Annotated in this window: 20 protein-coding genes; 11 read left to right on the top strand and 9 right to left on the bottom strand. The window is 71.1% G+C overall.

Annotated features, from left to right (window positions below):
* Window positions 1–19: 19 nt before the first annotated feature.
* The 3 genes from ectA to ACWD3I_RS17735 form a co-directional block, all read right to left on the bottom strand.
* Entirely contained in the window at window positions 20–538 is a 519-nt protein-coding gene (gene ectA / locus ACWD3I_RS17745) for a diaminobutyrate acetyltransferase (RefSeq protein WP_365403630.1), read from the bottom strand.
* A gap of 305 nt (window positions 539–843) precedes the next feature.
* Complete coding sequence (locus tag ACWD3I_RS17740) at window positions 844–1371, bottom strand: DinB family protein (RefSeq protein WP_365403627.1); 528 nt, start codon at window positions 1369–1371, stop codon at window positions 844–846.
* Window positions 1372–1588: 217 nt separating this feature from the next.
* A complete protein-coding gene (locus tag ACWD3I_RS17735; RefSeq protein WP_365409938.1) occupies window positions 1589–2689 on the bottom strand; it encodes a pyridoxal-phosphate-dependent aminotransferase family protein in 1101 nt (366 codons plus the stop codon).
* A 189-nt stretch (window positions 2690–2878) separates the two neighbouring features.
* Here ACWD3I_RS17735 and ACWD3I_RS17730 point away from each other — a divergent pair, with 189 nt between their 5' ends.
* The 10 genes from ACWD3I_RS17730 to ACWD3I_RS17685 all read left to right on the top strand — a co-directional run bounded on the left by ACWD3I_RS17730 (window position 2879) and on the right by ACWD3I_RS17685 (window position 14366).
* A complete protein-coding gene (locus tag ACWD3I_RS17730; protein ID WP_365409936.1) occupies window positions 2879–3736 on the top strand; it encodes a transporter substrate-binding domain-containing protein in 858 nt (285 codons plus the stop codon).
* The gene (locus ACWD3I_RS17725; RefSeq protein ID WP_365409933.1) at window positions 3733–4566 is read left to right on the top strand and encodes an amino acid ABC transporter permease; all 834 of its coding nucleotides are present in this window, start codon (window positions 3733–3735) and stop codon (window positions 4564–4566) included. Before ACWD3I_RS17730 ends, ACWD3I_RS17725 begins: the two co-directional genes overlap by 4 nt.
* On the top strand, window positions 4563–5342 hold the full coding sequence (locus tag ACWD3I_RS17720) for an amino acid ABC transporter ATP-binding protein (RefSeq protein ID WP_365409931.1): 780 nt from the start codon (window positions 4563–4565) through the stop codon (window positions 5340–5342). Before ACWD3I_RS17725 ends, ACWD3I_RS17720 begins: the two co-directional genes overlap by 4 nt.
* Before the next feature lie 83 nt (window positions 5343–5425).
* Window positions 5426–6523: an amidohydrolase family protein gene (locus ACWD3I_RS17715; RefSeq protein WP_365409928.1), complete on the top strand. Its 1098-nt coding sequence runs from the start codon at window positions 5426–5428 to the stop codon at window positions 6521–6523.
* 234 nt (window positions 6524–6757) lie between these two features.
* Window positions 6758–7654, top strand: a complete 897-nt coding sequence (locus ACWD3I_RS17710; RefSeq protein WP_365409925.1) for an SCO1860 family LAETG-anchored protein — start codon at window positions 6758–6760, stop codon at window positions 7652–7654.
* 233 nt (window positions 7655–7887) lie between these two features.
* On the top strand, window positions 7888–8742 hold the full coding sequence (locus tag ACWD3I_RS17705; RefSeq protein ID WP_365409922.1) for an ABC transporter permease: 855 nt from the start codon (window positions 7888–7890) through the stop codon (window positions 8740–8742).
* Window positions 8739–9626, top strand: a complete 888-nt coding sequence (locus tag ACWD3I_RS17700; RefSeq protein WP_365409919.1) for a carbohydrate ABC transporter permease — start codon at window positions 8739–8741, stop codon at window positions 9624–9626. Before ACWD3I_RS17705 ends, ACWD3I_RS17700 begins: the two co-directional genes overlap by 4 nt.
* 37 nt (window positions 9627–9663) lie before the next feature.
* Entirely contained in the window at window positions 9664–11301 is a 1638-nt protein-coding gene (locus ACWD3I_RS17695; RefSeq protein WP_365409916.1) for a type 2 periplasmic-binding domain-containing protein, read from the top strand.
* A gap of 43 nt (window positions 11302–11344) precedes the next feature.
* Window positions 11345–12388, top strand: coding sequence for a LacI family DNA-binding transcriptional regulator (locus ACWD3I_RS17690; RefSeq protein WP_365409913.1), 1044 nt, complete (start codon window positions 11345–11347; stop codon window positions 12386–12388).
* A 91-nt stretch (window positions 12389–12479) separates the two neighbouring features.
* Window positions 12480–14366, top strand: a complete 1887-nt coding sequence (locus ACWD3I_RS17685) for a DUF2264 domain-containing protein (protein ID WP_365409910.1) — start codon at window positions 12480–12482, stop codon at window positions 14364–14366.
* Here the strand turns inward: ACWD3I_RS17685 and cobC are convergent.
* Genes cobC through cobM form a run of 6 tightly spaced genes read right to left on the bottom strand, consistent with a single transcriptional unit; the run spans window position 14314 to window position 20634 of the window.
* Entirely contained in the window at window positions 14314–15390 is a 1077-nt protein-coding gene (gene cobC / locus ACWD3I_RS17680) for an Rv2231c family pyridoxal phosphate-dependent protein CobC (RefSeq protein ID WP_365409907.1), read from the bottom strand. The two genes, ACWD3I_RS17685 and cobC, sit on opposite strands and share 53 nt — an antisense overlap.
* Complete coding sequence (locus ACWD3I_RS17675) at window positions 15380–16306, bottom strand: sirohydrochlorin chelatase (protein ID WP_365409904.1); 927 nt, start codon at window positions 16304–16306, stop codon at window positions 15380–15382. The genes cobC and ACWD3I_RS17675 overlap by 11 nt, the downstream gene beginning before the upstream one ends.
* Window positions 16303–16893, bottom strand: a complete 591-nt coding sequence (locus ACWD3I_RS17670) for a precorrin-8X methylmutase (RefSeq protein WP_365409901.1) — start codon at window positions 16891–16893, stop codon at window positions 16303–16305. The genes ACWD3I_RS17675 and ACWD3I_RS17670 overlap by 4 nt, the downstream gene beginning before the upstream one ends.
* Complete coding sequence (cobJ, locus tag ACWD3I_RS17665) at window positions 16890–18590, bottom strand: precorrin-3B C(17)-methyltransferase (RefSeq protein WP_365409898.1); 1701 nt, start codon at window positions 18588–18590, stop codon at window positions 16890–16892. Before cobJ ends, ACWD3I_RS17670 begins: the two co-directional genes overlap by 4 nt.
* Window positions 18587–19819 carry a precorrin-6y C5,15-methyltransferase (decarboxylating) subunit CbiE gene (gene cbiE, locus ACWD3I_RS17660; protein ID WP_365409895.1) on the bottom strand — a complete coding sequence of 411 codons (1233 nt, stop codon included), beginning with the start codon at window positions 19817–19819 and terminating at the stop codon, window positions 18587–18589. Before cbiE ends, cobJ begins: the two co-directional genes overlap by 4 nt.
* Complete coding sequence (gene cobM, locus ACWD3I_RS17655) at window positions 19816–20634, bottom strand: precorrin-4 C(11)-methyltransferase (protein ID WP_365409892.1); 819 nt, start codon at window positions 20632–20634, stop codon at window positions 19816–19818. Before cobM ends, cbiE begins: the two co-directional genes overlap by 4 nt.
* Window positions 20635–20723: 89 nt before the next feature.
* Here cobM and ACWD3I_RS17650 point away from each other — a divergent pair, with 89 nt between their 5' ends.
* A complete protein-coding gene (locus ACWD3I_RS17650) occupies window positions 20724–21452 on the top strand; it encodes a ZIP family metal transporter (RefSeq protein ID WP_266894199.1) in 729 nt (242 codons plus the stop codon).
* The last annotated feature ends 26 nt before the right edge of the window (window positions 21453–21478 follow it).

Here is a 21478-nt window from a genome sequence, read left to right as displayed (position 1 = left end):
TTCGGGTCGTCTCGGGTCGTCAGAGGGATAGGGGGCCGATGCGGTACAGGACTTCGGATTCGTGCGGCCCGTCGGGGAACAGGCCCGCGTCGAAGAGCACTTCACGCTCCAGGTCGGCGTCATGACGCTCGGCGAAGGCGCCGAACAGCCGCTCGGAGGCGGTGTTGCCGGGCGTGATGGTGGTCTCGACGGCGGTGATCCGCTGCTCGGCCGAGGCCCGCACGGCGAGTGCGTCCAGCAGCGCCCCGGCGAGTCCGCGTCCGCGGTGCGTCTCGTCCACCGCCACCTGCCAGACGAGCAGGGTGCGCGGACGGTCCGGCCGCAGGTATCCGGTGACGAAGCCGACCGGCTCCCCGCGCTCGTCCCGCGCGACGGCCGACGTCGCGGCGAAGTCGCGACACCACAGCAGATAGCTGTACGACGAGTTCAGGTCGAGGACCTTGGAGTCCCTCGCAATCCGCCACAACGCGGCGCCGTCCGCGACGGACGGTCGGTCGATTTGCAGTTCTGCTGTCGTGTCTGCTTGTGCGGCAGTCATGCGAATTGAATTTACCCAGGGAAATTAAAAATTGCATCGCCGAGAGGGGTTACGGGTCGGCGGTTCATGTGTTATCACGCGGGCGCGGGCGGACGCGTGAAAGGTGCGAGGTATGGGCGGTTTTATCCATACGAAAGGGCGCAAACTACCCCCGATGTGTAACGCGTCACAGCCATGTAATCCCCATGAGATCTGCCCGAATTCATCCGGTTGACGTTCGCAGAATCTTTGCGTTTAGGACGAGGGAAAGCGGGCAGACGAATACGGGAAGCTGCTCTGGAATGAATTCCAGAATTACCCCTGAATTAGGTTCCGGTCACCCCGTCGATTCGTTCCCGCAAGATGTCGGCATGCCCGTTGTGCCGGGCGTACTCCTCAATCATGTGGATAAACACCCACCGCAGGCTCACCTCCATCCCGGGAACGGGCCCCTCCATGACCCGCCCGGTGTCGTCGAGCGACCGCCCGGCGACGATCTCGCGTCCCCGGGCGATCTCCCGCCGCCAGACATCGAGCGCGTCCTCGAGCGTGCGGGCGGGATCAAGGCGGTACCCGGTCGCCTCGCCGAACACGGGCGGCACCTCGAGCCCCGCGACCACCCGCTGGAACCAGTTCCGCTCGACCTCGGCAAGATGCTGCACCAGCCCGAGCAACGTGAGCCCGGACGGCTCCGCGGAGGGGCACCGCACCTGCTCGTCGTCCAGCCCCGCACACTTCAGCTCCAACGTGGCCCGATGAAAGTGCAACCAGCTCTCCAGCATGGGGAGTTCACCGCCGGTGAGGAGGGGGACGGGGCGGCCGTCGGGGAGGGTGAGGGGCGTGTCGGTGGTCATGCGGGGAGCATGGCATGGGGGTACGGCATGCCGGAACGCACCTTTCAGCCCGCCCGCACCGTCCAGCCCGTCCGGCGTTTGAGGACGAGGCCCTTCGGGCCGATGGGGGTCCAGGGGGCGGAGCCCCCCTGGGGGCGGAGTCGAAGGGGCGGCGGTCCCTGGGGATGGGACGGGTCGGGGCGGCGGGGGCGAGAAAACCCGGCCCCAGCCCGAACACCTACCGCCAGCTGTCCTCCACAGCCCGCAGAGCCCCCTCCACATCCACATCCAGCCCCTGCTCACTCAACGCGGCCCCCAGCGCCGCGAGGCTCGCCCGCACGGCGCCCGGCGTCGCATCCGCGCCGTAGTGGTTGACCCGGATCATCTCCTTGGCCAGCGCGCCCCCACCCGCGGCCAGCGGCAGCGCCGGATCCGAGGCCAGCGCCCGAGCCACCAGCTCCGACGCCACCACCCCCGCAGGAGCCCGCAGGGTCGTGGCGACCGGCGCCGCGTCCCGGGCCTCGTACACATACGGCTCGAGTCCGCCGCCCAGGGCCACGGCGCCCGCCCGGGTCGCCGCGGCCGCCGACGCGTGGCGGGCCATCACCGCGTCGAGCCCGACCGACTCGATCCGCTCGACGCAGGCCTCCAGCGCCAGCATCTCCAGCTGGGCCGGCGCGTGCAGCAACGCCTTGCGTCCGCCGTCGACCCACCGCTCCTTCCAGTCCAGCAGGGACAGATACGACCGCCGAGGCGCCTGCGGGTTCGCCGCCATCCGGGCCCACGCCCGCGAGCTCACCGAAACCGCCGAAACACCCGCAGGCCCGCCCATCGCCTTCTGGGCCCCGATCACACACAGGTCGACACCCCACGCGTCCGGCAGCACCGGCTCCGCCCCGATCGAGGCGACGGCGTCCAGGTAGAACAGCGCACCGTGCGACCGCACCACCTCCCCGATCTCCGCGACCGGGTTGGTGTTGCCCGTCGCCGCCTCCGCGTGCACCAGCGAGACGAAGTCGATCGACGGATGCTCGGCGAAGGCCTCCCGGATCTGCTCCGCGGTCACCGCCGTGTGGAACGGCACCGCCAGATCGATCACGGTGGCCCCGCAGTCCCGCAGCCAGTCCCCGAAGGTCTGCCCGTACGGCCCGGTGATCACGTTCAGCGCCACGGTGCCGGGACCCGCGGTCGCGCGGATCGCCCCCTCCAGCGGCAGCAACGCCTCCCCCTGCATGATCACGACATCCTGCGAGGTGCTCAGCAGCCGCGCCACGCGGTCCTCGATCGACGCGAAGTGCGCCGCGCTGAGGGGGGCCAGGTCCAGGAAGGGGTGCGTCACAGTGGTGCTCTCTTCACTCACGGGATCAACGAATCGAGGGTAACCGGCACCCTCGGCACCCCGTCCCGCCACCGACTTCTTAGGTCAGACGGCCCTATAACCATCGGTTTGATTTGAGGGTCTCAAACTTCTCCTTATAATCGGAACCCGATATCCGGAACAGACAGTTCCCTCACAGGAGGCTTCCCCGTGAAGACGATCCTCGGGCGTCGGACCCGCATCCTGGCCGCCACCACCGCGACGGCCGGGCTCGTGCTCGTGGCCGGCTGCTCCTCGGACGACGACGGCGGCAGCGGCACCAAGACCGCCGCCGGCGGTGTCGAGCTCGTCAAGGCGGGGCAGCTCACCACCTGCACCCACCTTCCGTACCCGCCCTTCCAGTCGGAGATCGACGGCAAGGTGCAGGGCTTCGACGTGTCGCTGATCGACCTCGCCGCCAAGGACCTCGGCGTCAAGCAGGAGATCCTCGACACGCCGTTCGAGAACTTCAAGACCGGTGCGTTCCTCAACTCCGGCGAGTGCGACCTCGCGGCCGCCGGCATGACCATCACCGAGGAGCGCAAGAAGAACGTCGACTTCTCGGACCCGTACTTCGAGGCCACCCAGGCTCTCCTCGTCGACAAGGGCAGCGGCATCACGTCCCTCGCCGACGCCAAGTCCAAGAAGGTCGCGATCGGCGCCCAGGCGCAGACCACCGGCGAGGACTACGCCAAGAGCCAGGGCCTCGACCCGGTCTCCTTCGAGTCCTCCGACGCCGTCCTCAACGGTCTGCGCTCCGGCCAGGTCAAGGCCGTCGTCATCGACTACCCGGTCGTCCAGGGCTGGCTGAAGACCAAGGCCAACGCCGACGCCTTCCAGGTCGCCGAGCAGATCAACACCGGTGAGCAGTACGGCTTCACGGTCAAGAAGGGCAACACCAAGCTGCTCGCCGCCATCAACAAGGCCCTCGCCGAGGCCAAGTCCGACGGCACGTACAAGACGCTGTACGAGAAGTGGATCGGCCCCTACGACGAGTCCGCGGCCTCCGCGTCCCCGTCCGCCTCATGACGAGCTCCGGCGCACAACTCCAGCCTCGCAAGAAGGGCCTGACCCGGAGTCAGAAGCGCAGCCTGTCGCGCGGCGCCCAGTACGTCGTGTTCGTCGCGGCCGTCGTCGCCTTCGCGGCGTCGGCCGACTGGGGCCGGCTCAAGAACCAGTTCGCGCAGTGGGACATCGCCGAGCAGATGTTCCCGGACGTCATCACGCTCGCGCTGAAGAACACCGTGCTCTACACGCTGTCCGGCTTCGTGTTCGGACTCGTCCTCGGCATGGTCATCGCGCTGATGCGGCTGTCGTCGGTGGGCCCGTACCGCTGGTTCGCCGGCGTGTACATCGAGATCTTCCGCGGCCTGCCCGCCCTGCTGATCTTCATCTTCATCGGCGTGGCCGTACCACTGGCCTTCCCGGGGACCGAGATCCCCGGCGGCACCTACGGCAAGGTCGCCCTCGCGCTCGGCCTGGTGGCGGCCGCGTACATGGCGGAGACGATCCGCGCGGGCATCCAGGCGGTGCCCAAGGGGCAGCTGGAGGCGGCCCGTTCACTGGGCTTCTCGCCCGCGCGGGCCATGGTCTCGATCATCATCCCGCAGGCGTTCCGGATCATCCTGCCGCCGCTGACCAACGAACTCGTCCTGCTCTTCAAGGACTCCTCGCTGGTCCTCTTCCTCGGCGTCACCCTGGAGGAGCGCGAACTGTCCAAGTACGGCCGTGACCTGGCCAGTACGACCGCCAACTCCACGCCGATCCTCGTCGCCGGCCTGTGCTATCTGCTGGTGACGATCCCGCTCGGCTTCGTCGTGCGCCGCATGGAGGCGAAGGCCCAGGAGGCCGTGAAATGAGCCGACCGGAAATCGAAGTCCGCGCTCTGCACAAGTCGTTCGGCGACAACGAGGTCCTCAAGGGCATCGACCTGGAGATCGGCCAGGGCGACGTCGTCTGCGTCATCGGCCCCTCCGGATCCGGCAAGTCCACGCTGCTGCGGTGCGTGAACCTCCTGGAGGCACCCACCAAGGGCCAGGTCTTCGTCGGCGGCACCGAACTCACCGACCCCGATGTCGACATCGACGCCGTACGCCGCCGTATCGGCATGGTCTTCCAGCAGTTCAACCTCTTCCCGCACCTCACCGTGACCGAGAACCTCACGCTGCCCCAGCGCAGGGTGCTCAGACGGGACAAGGCACAGGCGGCGAAGGTGGCCGCCGAGAACCTGGAGCGGGTGGGCCTGTCCGAGAAGGCGAACGCCTACCCGGCCTCCCTCTCCGGCGGCCAGCAGCAGCGGGTCGCGATCGCCCGTTCGCTCTCGATGGGCCCCGAGGTGATGCTCTTCGACGAGCCGACGTCGGCACTGGACCCGGAGCTGGTGGGGGATGTGCTCGCGGTGATGCGGATGCTGGCTCAGGAGGGCATGACGATGATGGTCGTCACCCACGAGATGACGTTCGCGAAGGAGGTCGCCGACAGGGTGGTCTTCATGGACGGGGGAGTGATCGTGGAGGACGGCACCCCGGCCCAGGTCATCACGAACCCGAGCCATGAACGCACCCGGCATTTTCTGTCGCGGCTCCTGGACCCAGCGATGGCAGATGTCGAGGAAGAGGACAAGCGCGCCCCCTAGGGGCGCGGGGAACTGCGCGACAAGCCCCCACCGGGCCGCAGCCGAAGAACAACCCGTCGAGCGAAACGCATATCGTGCGGTACATGAGTGATCAGGTGGCGCTGCACGTAAAGGGACGGGTCCTCGTCGGCCCGGAGGACGTCCGAGACGAACTCTGGGTCCTCGACGGCCGCATCACCTACGACCGCCCCCTCGGCGCCCAGGACGTCCGCACCGTCGAGGGCTGGACCCTCCCCGGCCTGGTGGACGCACACTGCCACGTAGGCCTCGGCCCGCACGGCCCGGTCGATATCGACGTAGCCGAAGCGCAGGCCCTCACCGACCGGGACGCCGGCACCCTGCTGATCCGCGACGCCGGCTCCCCCTCGGACACCCGTTGGACCGACGCCCGCGAGGACCTCCCGAAGATCATCCGCGCCGGCCGCCACATCGCCCGCACCCGCCGCTACATCCGCGGCTACGCCCACGAGATCGAACCGGACGACCTGGTCGCGTACGTCGCCCAGGAGGCCCGCCGCGGCGACGGCTGGGTCAAGCTCGTCGGTGACTGGATCGACCGCGAAGTGGGCGACCTGGCCCCCAGCTGGCCGCGCGACGCGGCGCAGGCGGCGATCGCCGAGGCCCACCGCGTGGGCGCGAGGGTGACGGCCCACTGCTTCGCGGAGTCGTCGCTGCGAGACCTGGTCGAGTCGGGCATCGACTGCGTCGAACACGCCACGGGCCTCACCGACGAACTGATCCCGCTCTTCGCCGACCGCGGCGTGGCGATCGTCCCGACCCTGGTCAACATCGCCACGTTCCCGAAACTGGCCGAGGGCGGCGAGTCCAGGTTCCCACGCTGGTCGGCCCACATCCGCCGCCTCCACGAACGCCGCTACGACACGGTCCGCAGCGCCTACGACGCCGGCATCCCGGTCTACGTCGGCACCGACGCCGGCGGCACCCTGCCCCACGGCCTGGTCGCGGCCGAGGTCGCGGAACTGACCAGGGCGGGCATCCCCCCGACCGAGGCGCTCGCGGCGACGACCTGGGCGGCCCGCGCGTGGCTGGGCCGCCCGGGCCTGGAGGAGGGCGCCGCGGCCGACCTCGTGGTGTACGACGAGGACCCACGGGCCGATGTACGCGTACTGGCGGCGCCGCGACGGGTCGTGCTGAACGGGCGCGTCGTTGACGGAGCGTGACCGAAAGTCGCCCCACTTCGTTGTGCACTCCGGCTCTCGAACCGGCGCGTCAACGGGAGCGCTCGCACACATGGGGGTCCAGGGGTGACTTCGAGGAACACCCGTGCCGCACGATTCGAAAAGGTTCACGGAAACACCACGTTGGGGTGAAGTCCCGCCGGACTGCTGACTGTTCACTCTGAGTACGTAATTCTTGCCGGGTCCCGAGCAAGTCTCCTCTGAGGGGTCCCCACCTTGAACGGCAAGAACTTCCGCATGCCCGCACGCCGTCTCGCGACCGTCGCGACGGCCACGGTCCTGGCCGCAGGTCCCGCGGTCCTGGCCGGCGCCGGCTCCGCGCACGCGACCGGTGACGAAGGACGCGCGAGCGCCGTCGTCCTGCGTACCGGGCTCGACGTGTCCCTGCTCAACAAGACCGTGAACGTCCCGCTCGCGGTCTCCCTCAACGAAGTGCAGGCGCCGCAGAGCGCCGAGAAGACCGCGCTGAGCGCCCAGTTGAACGGCGTCGACGGCGGAAAGGCCTTCAGCGTGCTCGACGCGCAGGTGGCGTCGGCGAAGGCGGACGTGACCGACGCCAAGGCCGAGGCCTCCACCACCCTCGCCCACGCCGAGCTCCATGTCCCCGGCCTGCCCCTGCTCTCGCTCATCGAGCTCGGCACGGTCACCTCCAAGGCGACCTGCGAGGCCGGCAGGACCCCGACCGCCACCTCCAACCTGCTGGGCTCGGTGACCGTCCTCGGCAAGAAGGTCACGCTCACTGCCGGCGGCCCGACCGAGGTCAAGGTGCCCGGCGTCGGCGAGGTCCGTCTCGACCTCTCCAGGACCGAGACCACCACGAACACGGCAGCCGCCACCGCCCTCGAACTCACCGTCTCCATCAACCCGTTGAAGCTCAACGTGGCCGAGGTCGAGGGAACCCTGACACTGGCGAAAGCCACCTGCGAGACCCCGGCCGCACCCGCCGCCGCGACCACTCCCGCGGGAGACGTGGAGCCCCAAGGCGCCCCCGCCGAGGCAGGGTTGGCCGAGACCGGCGGCAGCTCGACGACCCCGTACATCGTGGGCGGCGCCCTCGCCCTGCTCCTCGTCGGCGGGGGAGCGGTCGCGGTCGCCCGCCGCGCCAGGAACTGATCCCGGGGTCCCGAAGGTCAACAGCCTTTCTCTGTCAGAGCTGTTGACCGACCAATGAAAACGTTTTAACTTCCTCTCGCTCCGACTTCGAGACGTGAGGGGGACCCGTGGCCGCTGTACTACGGGAACGTGCAGGTACCGAGGAGGTGAAGGAGGCGCGCCGTCGTTCCGGCGGTGCGCCCCGACGGCGAAAAGGTTTTCAGGGCAGGGCCTCACGATCCCTGGTCCTGCTCATGCTGCCCGGCCTCGCCTACTTCCTGCTCTTCCACTACGGCGCCCTCGTCGGCAACGTCATCGCCTTCAAGGAGTACGTCCCCTTCGACGGGATCTGGGGCAGCCCCTGGGTCGGACTCGGCAACTTCCAGCGGATGTTCGAGGACGGGGCGTTCTGGGACTCGGTCCTCAACACCCTCTGGATCTCCGTCCTCCAGCTGGTCTTCTTCTTCCCGGTGCCGCTCGCCCTCGCCCTGCTCCTGCACAGCCTCACGTGGAGCAGCGTCCGCCGGTTCGTGCAGTCGGTGGCGTATCTCCCGCACTTCATCTCGTGGGTGATCGTCGTCGCCCTCTTCCAGCAGCTCCTCGGCGACACCGGGCTGCTCAACTCCGGCCTGGACGGCATGGGTCTGCACACCGTCGACATCATCGGCAACCCCGACGCCTTCAAGCCGCTCGTCGTCGCCCAGGTCGTCTGGAAGGACGCCGGCTGGGGCACGATCATCTTCCTCGCCGCCCTCGCCCAGGTCGACGAGCAGCAGTACGAGGCCGCCGCGATCGACGGCGCCGGCCCCTGGCGGCGTTTCTGGCACGTCACGCTGCCCGCCATCCGCCCGGTGATCGTGTTGCTGCTGATCATGCGGCTCGGCGAGATCCTCTCCGTCGGCTTCGAGCAGATGCTGCTCCAGCGCGACGCGGTCGGCCCGGAAGCCGCCGAGATCATCGACACCTTCGTCTACTACCAGGGCATCGTCGGCGGCGACTACGGATTCGCCGCCGCCGCGGGCCTGTTCAAGGGCGTCATCGGCGCCCTTCTCGTCTACGCCGCCAACAAGGTCGCCCACCGCCTCGGCGAACAGGGGGTCTACAAGTGAGCAGCCATGTACGGCCCGGCTGGATGGAGAAGCCGAAGCCGCTGACCCAGGCAGCCAAGGGCCTGGCCCTCGTGGCCGTCGTCCTCCTGGTCTGCGTCCCGTTCCTCGTCATCGTCTCGACCTCACTCGCCTCCACCGACGAGGTCGTGGCCAACGGCGGCTGGGTGCTCTGGCCGACCGAGCCCTCGCTCGACGCCTACCGCGACATCCTCGACGGCGGCATCGTCACCCACGCCCTCGGCGTCAGCGCGGGCGTCACGATCGTCGGCACCCTGCTCAGCCTCGCCTGCACGGTCACCCTCGCCTACGCCCTCTCCCGCCCCGGCGTCTTCGGCGGCAGGCCCGTCCTGCTGCTCGTCCTGTTCACGTTCCTCTTCCCGCCCGGCATGATCCCGAGCTTCCTGCTGGTCAAGGAGCTGGGCCTGCTGGACAGTTACGCCTCGCTCGTCCTGCCGGTCCTCGTGAACGTCTTCAACCTCGTCGTCCTGCGCGGCTTCTTCCAGGGCATCCCCGAGGAGCTGTACGAGGCGGCGCGCCTGGACGGGGCGGGGGACTGGCGGGTGCTCTTCTCGGTCGTACTGCCGCTGTCCAAGGCCGCGTTGGCCGTCGTAGGACTCTTCTACGCGGTGGCGTACTGGAACTCCTGGTTCTACGCCTCGCTCTACCTGGAGAGCGACCACTGGCCCCTCCAACAGGTGCTGCGCACCTACGTGGTGGCCGGTTCCGGACTCACCGACGCCACCACCGGCGAGGGCACGGTCACCGCCCCGCAGACCGTGCAGATGGCGGTCCTGGTGATCGCCACCGTGCCGATCCTGCTCGTCTACCCCTTCCTGCAGAAGTACTTCACCAAGGGCGTGCTCACCGGCGCCATCAAGAGCTGACGCAAGCTCCCACAAGCTGACACGAGGTGATTCACCCATGCCCCGCATGTCCCGTCGCACCCTGCTCGGCTCCATGGCCGCCGTCGCCGTCCCGGGCGTACTGACGGCCTGTTCCACCGGCTCCGGCGACAGCGACGTCTCCAACGCCGGCAAGAAGCTCGCCCCCTGGCCGTCGTACCGGCCCGCCACCGGCCCCAAGCCCGACCTGGCCCCCACCGACGCCGGTGTCCAGGCCGGATACACCGCCTACCCCGCCGAGTTGGTGAAGTCCGTCGCCCGCACTCCGGGCGACGGCTCCACGGTCAAGGTCATGTCGGTGTCCTTCGGCACGCCGCCCAAGCCGGCCTCCGCCAACCAGTTCTGGGCGGCCGTCGAGAAGGCCCTCGGCGTGAAGATCGAGTACACGATCATCTCCCAGGCCGACTACCAGAAGAAGATGGCGACGGTGATGGCGGGCGACCCCGACAGCCTGCCGGACATCATCAACATGTTCTCCGGGTTCGTCCTGCCCCGTGAGGCCGAGTTCGTGCAGCGCAGGGCCGAGGACCTCACCCCGTTCCTCTCGGGTGCGGCCGTCGCCGACTACCCCAACCTCGCCAACATCCCCACCCACGCCTGGCACGACATGGGCCGCATCGGCGGCCGTGTCTACGGCATCCCCCTGGAACGCCCGCTGCCCGGCTCCACCCTCTGGCTCAACCAGGGCTTGTTCACCGACGCCGGCATGACGGAGGGCTGGACATCGGAGGACTTCGCGGCCGTTGCCAAGAAGGCCACGAGCGGCCGTACCTACGCTCTTGGTGCCGCCCAGGGGTCCCTGTTCGGCAACGCCGTGCACTCCGCCGCGCACAACGCACCGCAGGAGTGGGCCGTCACCAAGTCCGGTGTCTTCCAGCCGGGTTGGGCCGACGAACGCTTCAAGGCCGCGATCGCCTTCCAGGCCGGACTGCGGAAGGGGGGCGCGTACCACCCGGACGCGACCTCCATCTCCCAGATCGACCTGACGACCCTCTTCTACAACGGCACCGTCGGTTCCATGCAGGACGGCTTCGGCGCCTACCTCCCCAAGTACCGTGAGAGTCAAGGCAAGTTGACCCCGGCAGCCGCCCTCCCGTACAGCGTCGACGGCACCCCCGGCGGCATAGTCGCCGCCCGCCGCTCCTTCGGCTACACCGTCCTGAAGAAGGCGAAGAAGGAACGCGTCGAGCTGCTCCTCCGCATCCTCGACTACCTCGCCGCCCCCTTCGGCAGCAAGGAGTGGGAGCTCGTCCACTACGGCGTCGAGGGCACCCACTTCACCCGCGGCAAGGACGGCTCCCCGCAGCCCACCAAGCTCGGCGAGGTCGAGAACAACACCAACCTGCCGCTGAAGTACCTCGCCGAGGGCCCGCAGGTGCTGTTCGTACCGGGGATGCCGGATGCCGTACGGGCCCTGCACACCTGGCAGCAGCAGACGGTGCCGCACGCCGTCCGCAACGCCTCGTACGGACTCCAGTCCCGTACGAAGAACGCTCAGGGGACCACACTCAAGGCGATGCTCGACGACACGGTCACCGGGATCGTCGCCGGACGGATCTCGCTGTCGGAGTGGGACGCGGCCGTGAAGAAGTGGCGATCGCGGGGCGGCGACAGAATGGCCGAGGAGTTCGCGAAGGACTATGCGGCCAATACGTGACGCTCCGGCGGCGGAGCGAGAGGCGCGGGGGATGGGGAACGGTATGACAGGCAAGGGACGGGTCACGATCCGCGAGGTCGCCGAGCGGGCGGGTGTCTCGACGGCGACGGCGTCGCGTGCGCTCACCGGGAACCATCCCGTGCCACCCGCGACCCGGGCCCGCGTGCTGCGTGCCGCACGGGACCTCGACTATGTCGCCAACGCGCATGCCCGGGCGCTGGTGGGGGGCGGCCGGAAGATGGCCGCGGTCGTCGTCCGACAGGTCACCAGCCCCTTCTACGCCCAGGTCGCCGAGGGCGTCGAGGCCGAGGCCGCCGATCGGGGGTGGCTGTGCGTCGTGGGTGCCACCGGTGGGGATCCGCAGCGGGAGATGGAGTTCGTGCAGCTCATGCGGGAGGAGGGGGCGCGGCTGGTGATTCTGGTGGGCGGCGTGGTCGAGGACGACGCGTACCGCTCGCGCGTGGCGCACTACGCGCAGGCGCTGGACTCGTCGGGCGCGCGGCTCGTGCTGTGCGGGCGTCCGGCGCCGGATCCGGAGATCCCGGCGCTGGTCGTCGAGTTCGACAACGAGGCGGGGGCGCGGGCGATCACGGGGCACCTGTTGTCGGCGGGGCATCGCCGGATCGTCTTCCTCGGAGGACTGCCCGGTAACACGGCTCTGGATGCTCGTGTCGCCGGTTACCGTGCGGCGCTTGCCGAGCACGGGTTGCCCGGGGAGGCCGCGCGTGTCGTCGACTGCGGGCTCGGACGGGCGGCCGGGTTGCGGGCCATGACCGAACTTCTCAAGGAGACCCGGGAGTTCACCGCTGTCGTGGCCGGTGACGACATGGTCGCGGCGGGGGTGCTTCGCGCGATAGCCGATGCAGGGTTGAGGGTGCCGGACGACATCTCCGTCGTCGGGTACAACGACATCCCGCTTGCCGAGGACTTCAATCCGCCGCTCACGACCGTGCGTACGCCTGCGGAGGAGCTGGGGCGGGCTGCCGTTCGGATTGCGCTGCGCGATCCCGCTCAGGCGGCCGGGAGCCACCACCTGCTCGGCACTCACATCGTCGTTCGTCGCAGCGTGAGCGGCCCGCCGTCGTGAGGCTGCCGGTTCGTTGTGGCTGGTCGCGCAGTTCCCCGCGCCCCTGACGGGGCGCTCCACATCCCCCTGACAAATGGAGACCCCAAGCCGTATGGCCGCGCCTCACGTGCCGCTTTCCGAATCGACGTACCTTCTACCCCCGGACACACTGCTCTCACCCCTCACCGGCTGGACCCGCGCCCACTGGGAAACCCTCGCCGACCGGCTCCTCGGCGGCCTGCTTCCCTACGCCTCCCCGAACTACGCCCAGTACCGCCTACCCGGACCTCCCAGCCACTCCGGCCCCTGGTCCGACGGGCTCGAAGGGTTCGCCCGGTCCTTCCTGCTGGCCGCGTTCCGTATCGCGGGCGCCGAGGGTCGCGTCGACCCCGCCCTCATCGAGCGGTACGCGGCCGGACTGGCCGCCGGCACCGATCCGTACGGCGACGAGCGCTGGCCGCCCATCACCGACCGGGGCCAGCCGATGGTCGAGGCCGCCTCGATCGCCATCGCGCTGCACGAGTCACGCCCGTGGCTCTGGGACCGACTCGACGACACCGTACGAGGTCAAGTCACCGAGTGGCTGGGCCACTTCGTCGGTGCCGTCGCCAATGACTCCAACTGGCGGCTCTTCCAGGTCATCACGGAGGAGTTCCTCGCCTCCGTCGGCGCCCCGCACAGCCGTGGCGAGATCGACGCCGGGCTCGCCAGGCTGGACGACTGGTACCGCGGCGGAGGCTGGTACACCGACGGGGAGGGCAAGAAGTTCGACTACTACAACGCCTGGGCGCTGCACCTGTACCCGGTGCTGTGGGCGCGGATCGCCGGCCCGCGTGCGGACGCCGGTACCGTCGCCCGACACCGCACCCGTCTGCGTGAATTCCTCACCGCCCACCAGTACTTCTTCGGTTCGGACGGCGCCCCCGTCCACCAGGGCCGCTCCCTCACCTACCGCTTCGCCGCGGCCGCCCCCCTCTGGGCCGGCGCCCTCGCCGACGCCACCCCGCTGCCGCCCGGCCGCACCCGGCGCCTGGCCTCCGGCACCCTGAAGCACTTCGCCGAGCGAGGCGCCCCCGACGAGCGGGGCCTGCTCAGCCTCGGCTGGTACCGGCCCTTCCTCCCGGTCACCCAGCGCTACTCGGGCCCCGCCTCCCCGTACTGGGCGAGCAAGGCCTTCCTCGGTCTCCTCCTGCCCGCGACCCACCCCGTGTGGACGGCCACCGAGGAACCCGGCCCCGTCGACGCCGCCGACTCCACCCTCGCCCTGCCCGCCCCGGGCTGGCTGCTGCACTCCACGGCGGCCGACGGGATCGTCCGGCTCGTCAACCACGGCAGCGACCGCCTCCCGCCCCCACCGGCCACGGACGAGGACAGCCCGCACTACGCCAAGCTCGCCTACTCCAGCGCCACCGCCCCGGACACACCGATCGGGCCCGACAACCACATCGCCCTCCTCGGCCCGGACGGGACCCCGTCCGAACGGGGGCGCATCCACCCCCTGGGCGTCGAGGGCCGACGCGCCGCCTCCAGCCAGGCCACGGGGATCGAGACAGTGAGCGTCGTGCACGGACCATGGGAAGTGCGGGTCCATCGGGTACCGGGCAACTCACGTGTGCGCGAGGGGGGCTGGGCCGTCGCCGACGACACCGCAGCACCCCACGCGCAGACCGGCCCCGGCCTCGCCCTCGCCCGCCGTACCGACGGCCTCACCAGCGCCCTCGTCGCCCTGCACGGCTGGAGCGACGCCGAGGGCAGGGTCGTACGCTCCCTCGACGCCAACGCCTACGGACGCCACTCCGCGACCCCCGTCCTCGAAGGCACCGGCCCGCTCCTGGTCACCCTCGTCGTCCTGACCAAGGGGGACGCGCGCACCACCGGCGCGAGCGTCACCGTCGACGCCGAGGGAGCCATCGGCATCCGCTTCCCGGACGGAACCCGGGAGCGGATCAGTACCTCGCCAGGACCATCGCCTGATCCAGCGCCTGGAGGAACGAGTTGACCGTCTGCCGGTCCCGCACCGCCAGCCGCAGCCACTCCTCGTCCAGACCCGGGAACGTGTCCCCGCGCCGGACCGCGAAACCGAGGTCGCGCAGATGCCGGCGCACGGCGGCCGCACGAGGCAGCCGTACGAGGACGAAGGGGCCCTCCGCCGGTTCGGCCACCGCCAGGCCGTCCGGGGCGAACTCCCGTAGTCCGGCGACGAGATGGGCGCGGTCGGCGGCGATGCGGTGGGCCGCGTGGGCCGCCTCGGCCAGGGCCTGCGGTTCCATGCAGGCCTGGGCGGCCGCGAGGGCCGGGGTGGACACCGGCCACAGGGGCTGGGCGCGCTCCAGCTCCGCGATGGTCTCCGGGGCGGCCAGGACGTAGCCGATGCGCAGGCCCGCCAGACCCCAGGTCTTCGTCAGGCTGCGCAGGACGACCAGGCCCGGGATGTCCGTGCGGCCCGCCAGGGCCTCCCGTTCGCCCGGCACCGCGTCCATGAACGCCTCGTCCACCACCAACGTCCGCCCCGGACGGGCCAGTCGGGCGACGGTGTCGGCCGGGTGCAGGACCGACGTGGGGTTGGTCGGGTTGCCGATCACCACCAGGTCCGCGTCCGCAGGGACGGCCGCCGGGTCCAGGCCGAAGCCGTCCTCCTGGCGCAGCAGCAGCCGGTCGACCGTGTGGCCCGCGTCCCGCAGCGCCGCCTCCGGCTCCGTGAACTGCGGGTGCACGACGAGCGGCTGACGGACATCCAGGGCGCGGGCGAGCAGCACGAAGGCCTCGGCCGCGCCCGCCGTCAGCAGCACGCGGTCTACCGGGAGGCCATGGCGGGCCGCCACCGCCGCCCGTGCGTCCCGGCCGTCCGGGTAGGCGGCCAGTCCGGTCAGCGACTCGGCGATCCGCTCCCGCAGCCACGCCGGGGGCGTGTTCGCGCGGACGTTCACGGCGAGGTCGGTGAGCCGGGCCCCGCCGTCGCGGACCTCGGCGTCGCCGTGGTGGCGGAGGTCGTGCGCCGCCGCCCCCTCCGCGTCAGTGCGCATGTGAGTGGGCGCCATGGTGGTGTCCGTGGTGGTGATGGTGGCCGTCGTCGTCCGGGTGGAAGTGCGGCTGCTGCGGCAGACCGACCTTGTCCTCGAAGCCCGGCAGCGCGATGCGGTACACGCACGAGTCGCAGTTCATCCGCAGATCGCCCGCGATGGCCTCCCGGTACCGCTCCATCACCAGATCGAGGAGCTCCGGCTCCGGACCGATGACGTCCGCCGAGTGCACCTCGACCTCCGGGTGGGCGGCCGCCCAGCCCTCGGTCTGCTGCCTGACCCGCTCCGGGAGGATGCCGGTGAACAGGAAGTAGGGGAGCACGACGATCCGTCGCGCGCCCAGCTTCACACAGCGGTCGAGCCCGCTCGGCACGTCCGGCGCGGCCAGCGACACGAACGCCGTCTCCACACCCGCGTACCCGCGTCCCTCCCACAGCAGCCGGGCCGCCTTGTACACCTCGGCGTTGGCGTCCGGGTCGGTCGAGCCGCGCCCGACGAGCAGCACGGTCACGTCCGAACGGTCGCCGGGGGTGCGCTCGGCGGAGCCGAGCGCCTCGTCCAGCCGCCGCTCCAGCACCGACAGCAGCGCCGGGTGCGGGCCCAGCGGACGGCCGTAGGTGTACGAGATCCCGGGGTGCCGCTCCTTCTCGCGGGCCAGCGCCGCCGGGATGTCGCCCTTGGCGTGTCCGGCGGACACCAGCATCAGCGGAACGGCGGCGAACCGTCGTACACCCCGCTCCACCAGCTCGGCGACGGCGTCGCCCAGCGGCGGTGGGGACAGCTCGATGAAGCCGCCCGCGACGGGCAGCTCGGGGTTGCGGCGCCCCAGCTCCCGTACGAAGTCGCGGAACGCCTCGGCTCCGGCCTCGTCCCGGGTGCCATGTCCGGCGATGAGCAGGGCGGGCTGGGGGGTGGTCACGATTTCTCCTCGGAAGACGGAACGGGGTGGTACAGCAGGGCGTTGAGCGCGGCCGAGGCGACCGCGGAGCCGCCCTTCTCGGACACGTTGCTCACGGCGGGCAGCCCGCTCTCGCGCAGCGCGGCCTTGGACTCGACCGCGCCGACGAAGCCGACGGGCAGACCGATGACGAGCGCCGGGGCGGCGTCCAGGGTCAGCAGCTCCTCCAGCGCGGTGGGAGCGTTGCCGATGACCCACAGGGCGCCGGGACCGACCTGCTCGTAGGCGAGCCGGACGGCGTGCGCGGAACGGGTCAGCCCCGCACCGGCCACGGCGTCCCTCAGCCGGCAGACGGTCTCGCGCCGGGTGATGCCGGCCGCGACCATCTCCACGTCCACGACGACGGGCGCACCGCCGTGCAGGGCCGCGTGTGCCTTCTCCAGCTCGCCCTCGTCCATGACGAGATCGCTCGCATACTCCAGGTCGGCGGCGGAGTGGATGACCCTCTCGACCACTGACCGGGTCAGCGGCGGGAAGTGCGAGGTGTCCAGGCGGGCGCGCAGCCGCCGGTAGGACTCCACCTCGATCGGATGGACCTCACGGATCACTTGGCGCCCTCCTCTGCCGTCTGCCAGCGGTAGCCGCGCGGCGTCACCATGCGTCCCGCGATGTCACGGGTCGCCGTGTTGCCCACGGTCACCACTGTCATCATGTCGACCGTCGCCGGGTCCAGGGAGCCCAGCGACGTGAGACGACCGGACTCGTCCGGCCGCGACGCGTTCCGTACGACACCGACCGGCGTCGTCGGCTCCCGGTGCTCGGCGAGGATCGCGAGCGCCTTCGGCAGCTGCCAGTCCCGGCCGCGCGAGCGGGGGTTGTAGAAGGTGACCACGATGTCCGCCTCGGCCGCCGCACGCACCCGCCGCTCGATGACCTCCCATGGAGTGTGCAGGTCGGAGAGGCTGATCGACACATGGTCGTGGCCGAGCGGGGCACCGAGGATCGCGGCGGCCGCGAGCGCGGCCGTCACACCCGGTACGCCGATCACGTCGATGTCGTCGGAGGCCTCGGCGAGCGCGGGGGAGGCCATGGCGTACACGCCCGCGTCCCCGCTGCCGATCAGCGCGACGGCCTGCCCCTTGCGGGCCTCCGCCACAGCGGTCCGCGCCCGCTCCTCCTCGGCCCCGAGCCCCGACTCCAGGATCCGGGTGCCGGGCCGCAGCAGATCGCGGATCTGGTCGACGTACTGGTCCAGCCCGACGAGCACCGAAGCCCGCCGCAACTCCGCCTTCGCGCGGGGCGTGAGGAGGTCCCGGGCGCCGGGACCGAGCCCGACGACCGCGAGCCGGCCGCGCGCGGGACGCCGTACGACGGCACAGGTCGCCATGGCCGGCTGACCGTCCGCACGCTCCGACTTCCGCTTGGGGACGAGGAGTTCGCCGCCCCGGACGAGCGCGGCGGCCTCCGCCACCGACGGCGTGCCCACCGCGGCGAGGGGCGCGTCGGAGGGGTTGGGGACCTCGACGGACGCCAACTCCTCGGCGGAGTACGTCACCAGGGGCACACCGAGCCGCTGAGCCGCCCGGACGATGCCGGGCTCCTCGGACTTGGCGTCCACGGTGGCCAGTTCGGCGACCGACGCGGCCGACAGTCCGGCGCCCCGCAGCACACCCTCGATCAGGCCCAGCACCTCGTCCACCGACGCCCCCTTCGAGGCACCGACCCCGACGACGAGGGACGGCGGCCGCAGCACGACCTCGCGCTCGGCGGCCTCGACGAGACGGTCGGTGAGACGGACGGAGTAGTCGCCTTCCCCCGTGACCTTCAGCGCGGGCAGCGGCCACGTCGACTCCGCCTTGAGAGCGACCGGTTCACCGTCGAGCAGCGCCCGCGACACGGCGGCGACATCGCCCTCCACCGGGAACCCGAGCGTGTCCAGGCCCGGCAGCCCGACGGCATCCGTGGCCGTCGTCACCACGGGCTCCGCATCCAGCAACTCCCCGACCTCACGGGCGAGTTCATTGGCGCCACCGCCGTGCCCGCCGACCAGCGAAACGGCGAACCGCCCGCCCTCGTCGACGCACACCACACCCGGGTCCGACGTCTTGTCGCCGAGCAGCGGCGCGATCAGCCGCACCACGGCACCCGTGGCGAGGAAACACACGAGCTGCTCGCACTCCGCGAACGCGGCCCGTACGGCATCCCCGACGGGACCCTCGTACACACGCGTCCGCTCCGGCCACGCCGCGGCCAGCCGGTCCCGCGCAGCCGCGCCCGCCGAGGTGGCGGAAATGAGGCCGATCACAGAGCAACTCCTTCTTCAGGGACGGGGGTTCGGACCCCCCACAACAGAAAGACGGGATTGGTCGCCGCGAGCCGGGTCACATCACCCGGCAGCGGCGCCAGCCGCGAGGAGTGCAACAGCACCCCGTCACAACCGAACCCGGCACCGGTGAGCGCCTCGCGCACCGCCGGCACCCGGTCGAGCGCCGCCATCGCGACCACGACCGTCCGCCGCGCCCGTCGCGCACAGGCGGTGACGATGGCGGGCAGTTCACGCCCCCCGCCACCGATGAACACGGCGTCCGGATCGTCGAGATCGGACAGCACGGTCGGCGCGGCCCCGTGCACGGCCCGTACGTCGACACCGTGCGCCACCGCGTTGGCGCGGATCCGCTCGACGCCGTCCCGGGTCTTCTCGACCGCGACGACGGCGGCCCCGAACCGCGCGCACTCCACGGCCACGGACCCGGAGCCCGCGCCGACGTCCCAGACCAGATCGCCTAGCCGGGGACCGAGCCGGGCCAGCGCCAGCGCCCGCACCTCGAACTTGGTGATCATCGAGTCGCGATGGGTGAACTCGCCCTCGTCCAGGGCCCATTGAGGAGGCCCGGGCGGGGCCCCGGCGACCGTCCGCACGGCACCGAGCGCCCGCGCCTCGTCCAGACACAGCACCACGCTCACCTCCGTCCCCCAGTCGCGGGCGGCGGCCTCGGCGGGCGTGACCCGCTCGACGCGCTCCTCCCGCGACCCGAGCGCGGACGCCACGACGAGGACCCGGTCGTCGGCCCTGAGCGCGGCCCCGATCTCCGCGGGCCCGGCCCCCGGCCCGGTCAGCACGGCGACCTTGGGCCGCGCCCGGCACACGTTGACGGCCGTACGAAGGTCCCTGCCATGTGCGCTGACCACCACGGCGTCGTCCCACGGCAGCCCCGCGCGCGCGAAGGCGGCGGCGACGGAGGAGACCCCGGCACGGACATCGAGCCGCTCGGCCCCGAACCGCTCGGCCAGCACCCGCACGATCCCGAAGAACCCGGGGTCGCCGGAGGCCAGCACGACCACACGGTCCCGCTTGTCCAGATGCCGCTCGATGACGTCCAGCGCGGGAGCGAGCGGCCCGAGGACGACCTGCTCCACGTCCCCGGGAAGGGCCGCGGACGCCAGATGACGCCGGCCGCCCACGACCAGCCGGGCCCCGGCCAGCACATCGGCGGGAACCGGCGTCCCCGTCCCCGTACCGAAGACCGTGATCACGTACTCGCACCCCGCTGACGCAACGCGCGGCGGGCCTCCGGGTCGGCCTTGCGGTACCCGTGGAAGTGGCCGGGGTGGTAGAGGTGCGAGCGGGTGCCCTCGGCGTCGAGCGCAGGACCGACGAGGAAGAGGGTGTGCTTCCAGAGCTTGTGCTCCTTGACGGTCTCCTCCAGCGTCTCGATCGTGCACCGCACGATGAGCTCCTCGGGCCAGGTGGCCTGGTAGGCGACCACGACGGGGGTGGCGGTCGGATAGCCGCCCTCGAGCAGCTCCCGCACGAGCTGCCCACTACGGGCCGCCGACAGGAAGATCGCCATGGTGGTCCCGTGCTTGGCGAACTCCCGCACCTCCTCGCCGGGCGGCATCGGCGTCTTGCCGCCGCCGAGCCGGGTGAGGACGACGGACTGCGCGACCTCCGGGATGGTCAGCTCGCGCTGGGCGAGCGCGGCGACGGCGGAGAAGGCGGAGACACCGGGGATCACCTCGGTGGCGATACCGATCCGGGCGCACCGGTCGAGCTGCTCCTGGGTGCCGCCCCACAGGGCGGGGTCGCCGGAGTGGATACGGGCGACATGGAGGCCCTCGGTGACGGCCCGCTCGTACACGGCGACGACGTCCTCCAGGGACATGGTCGCCGAGTCGAGGATCTCCGCGCCTGCGCGGGCGTGCTCCAGAACCTCCGCCTGGACCAGGCTGGCCGCCCAGATCACGACGTCGGCCGCGGCGATCGCGCGCGCGGCACGGAACGTCAGCAGGTCGGCGGCGCCGGGGCCGGCACCGACGAAGGTCACCTTGCCGGCAGGGGCGTCGGCCATGGTTTCGGGTCCTCTCGAACGAAGATTCACAGAGATTCGCAGGGCAGCTGGATGTGCGCGCACGGGGTCCGATCGGATACGAAGGGCCCATGGCGGTGTTCGTCGCGCTCGGCGCGTTCCTGATGACGTTGGCCGGCGGCTGGACGGCACAACGCGTCACCGACCGCCGTCACCTCGTCCTCGGCCTGGCAGGCGGCCTGATGCTGGGCGTGGTGGGCCTCGACCTGCTGCCGGAGGCGCTGGAGGCGGCGGGCACCGAGGTGTTCGGTGTACCGGCGGCACTCCTGCTGTTCGTGGCCGGCTTCCTGTTGGCCCATCTGGTGGAACGTCTGCTGGCGGTCCGCCAGGCGGCACACGGCGGCGACGAGCACGACGGCCGGGTCCCCGAGGTGGGCCTGACGGCCGCGGCCGCGATGGTCGGTCACAGCGCGATGGACGGCGTGGCGATCGGCGCGGCCTTCCAGGTCGGCGGCGGCATGGGCACGGCCGTGGCCCTGGCGGTGATCGCCCACGACTTCGCGGACGGCTTCAACACGTACACGATCACGAGCCTGTACGGGAACGCCCGCCGCAAAGCCCTCGCGATGCTGTTCGCGGACGCGGTGGCCCCGGTGGTGGGAGCCGCGTCCACCCTGTTCCTCACCATCCCGGAGCAGCTGCTCGGCGCCTATCTGGGCTTCTTCGGTGGCGCCCTCCTCTACCTCGCGGCAGCCGAGATCCTCCCCGAGGCGCACCACGAACACCCCGCCCGCTCGACCCTGCTGTGCACGGTCGCGGGCGCGGCGTTCATCTGGCTGGTGGTCGGCATCGCCGACTGAGCCTCTGGCGGGCGGGCCGGGGGGTG

It is taken from the genome of Streptomyces sp. NPDC002817 (genome assembly GCF_053592055.1).
The sequence above is the reverse complement of the archived record's forward strand: the minus strand, read 5'-3'. Positions and strand labels throughout refer to the sequence as shown.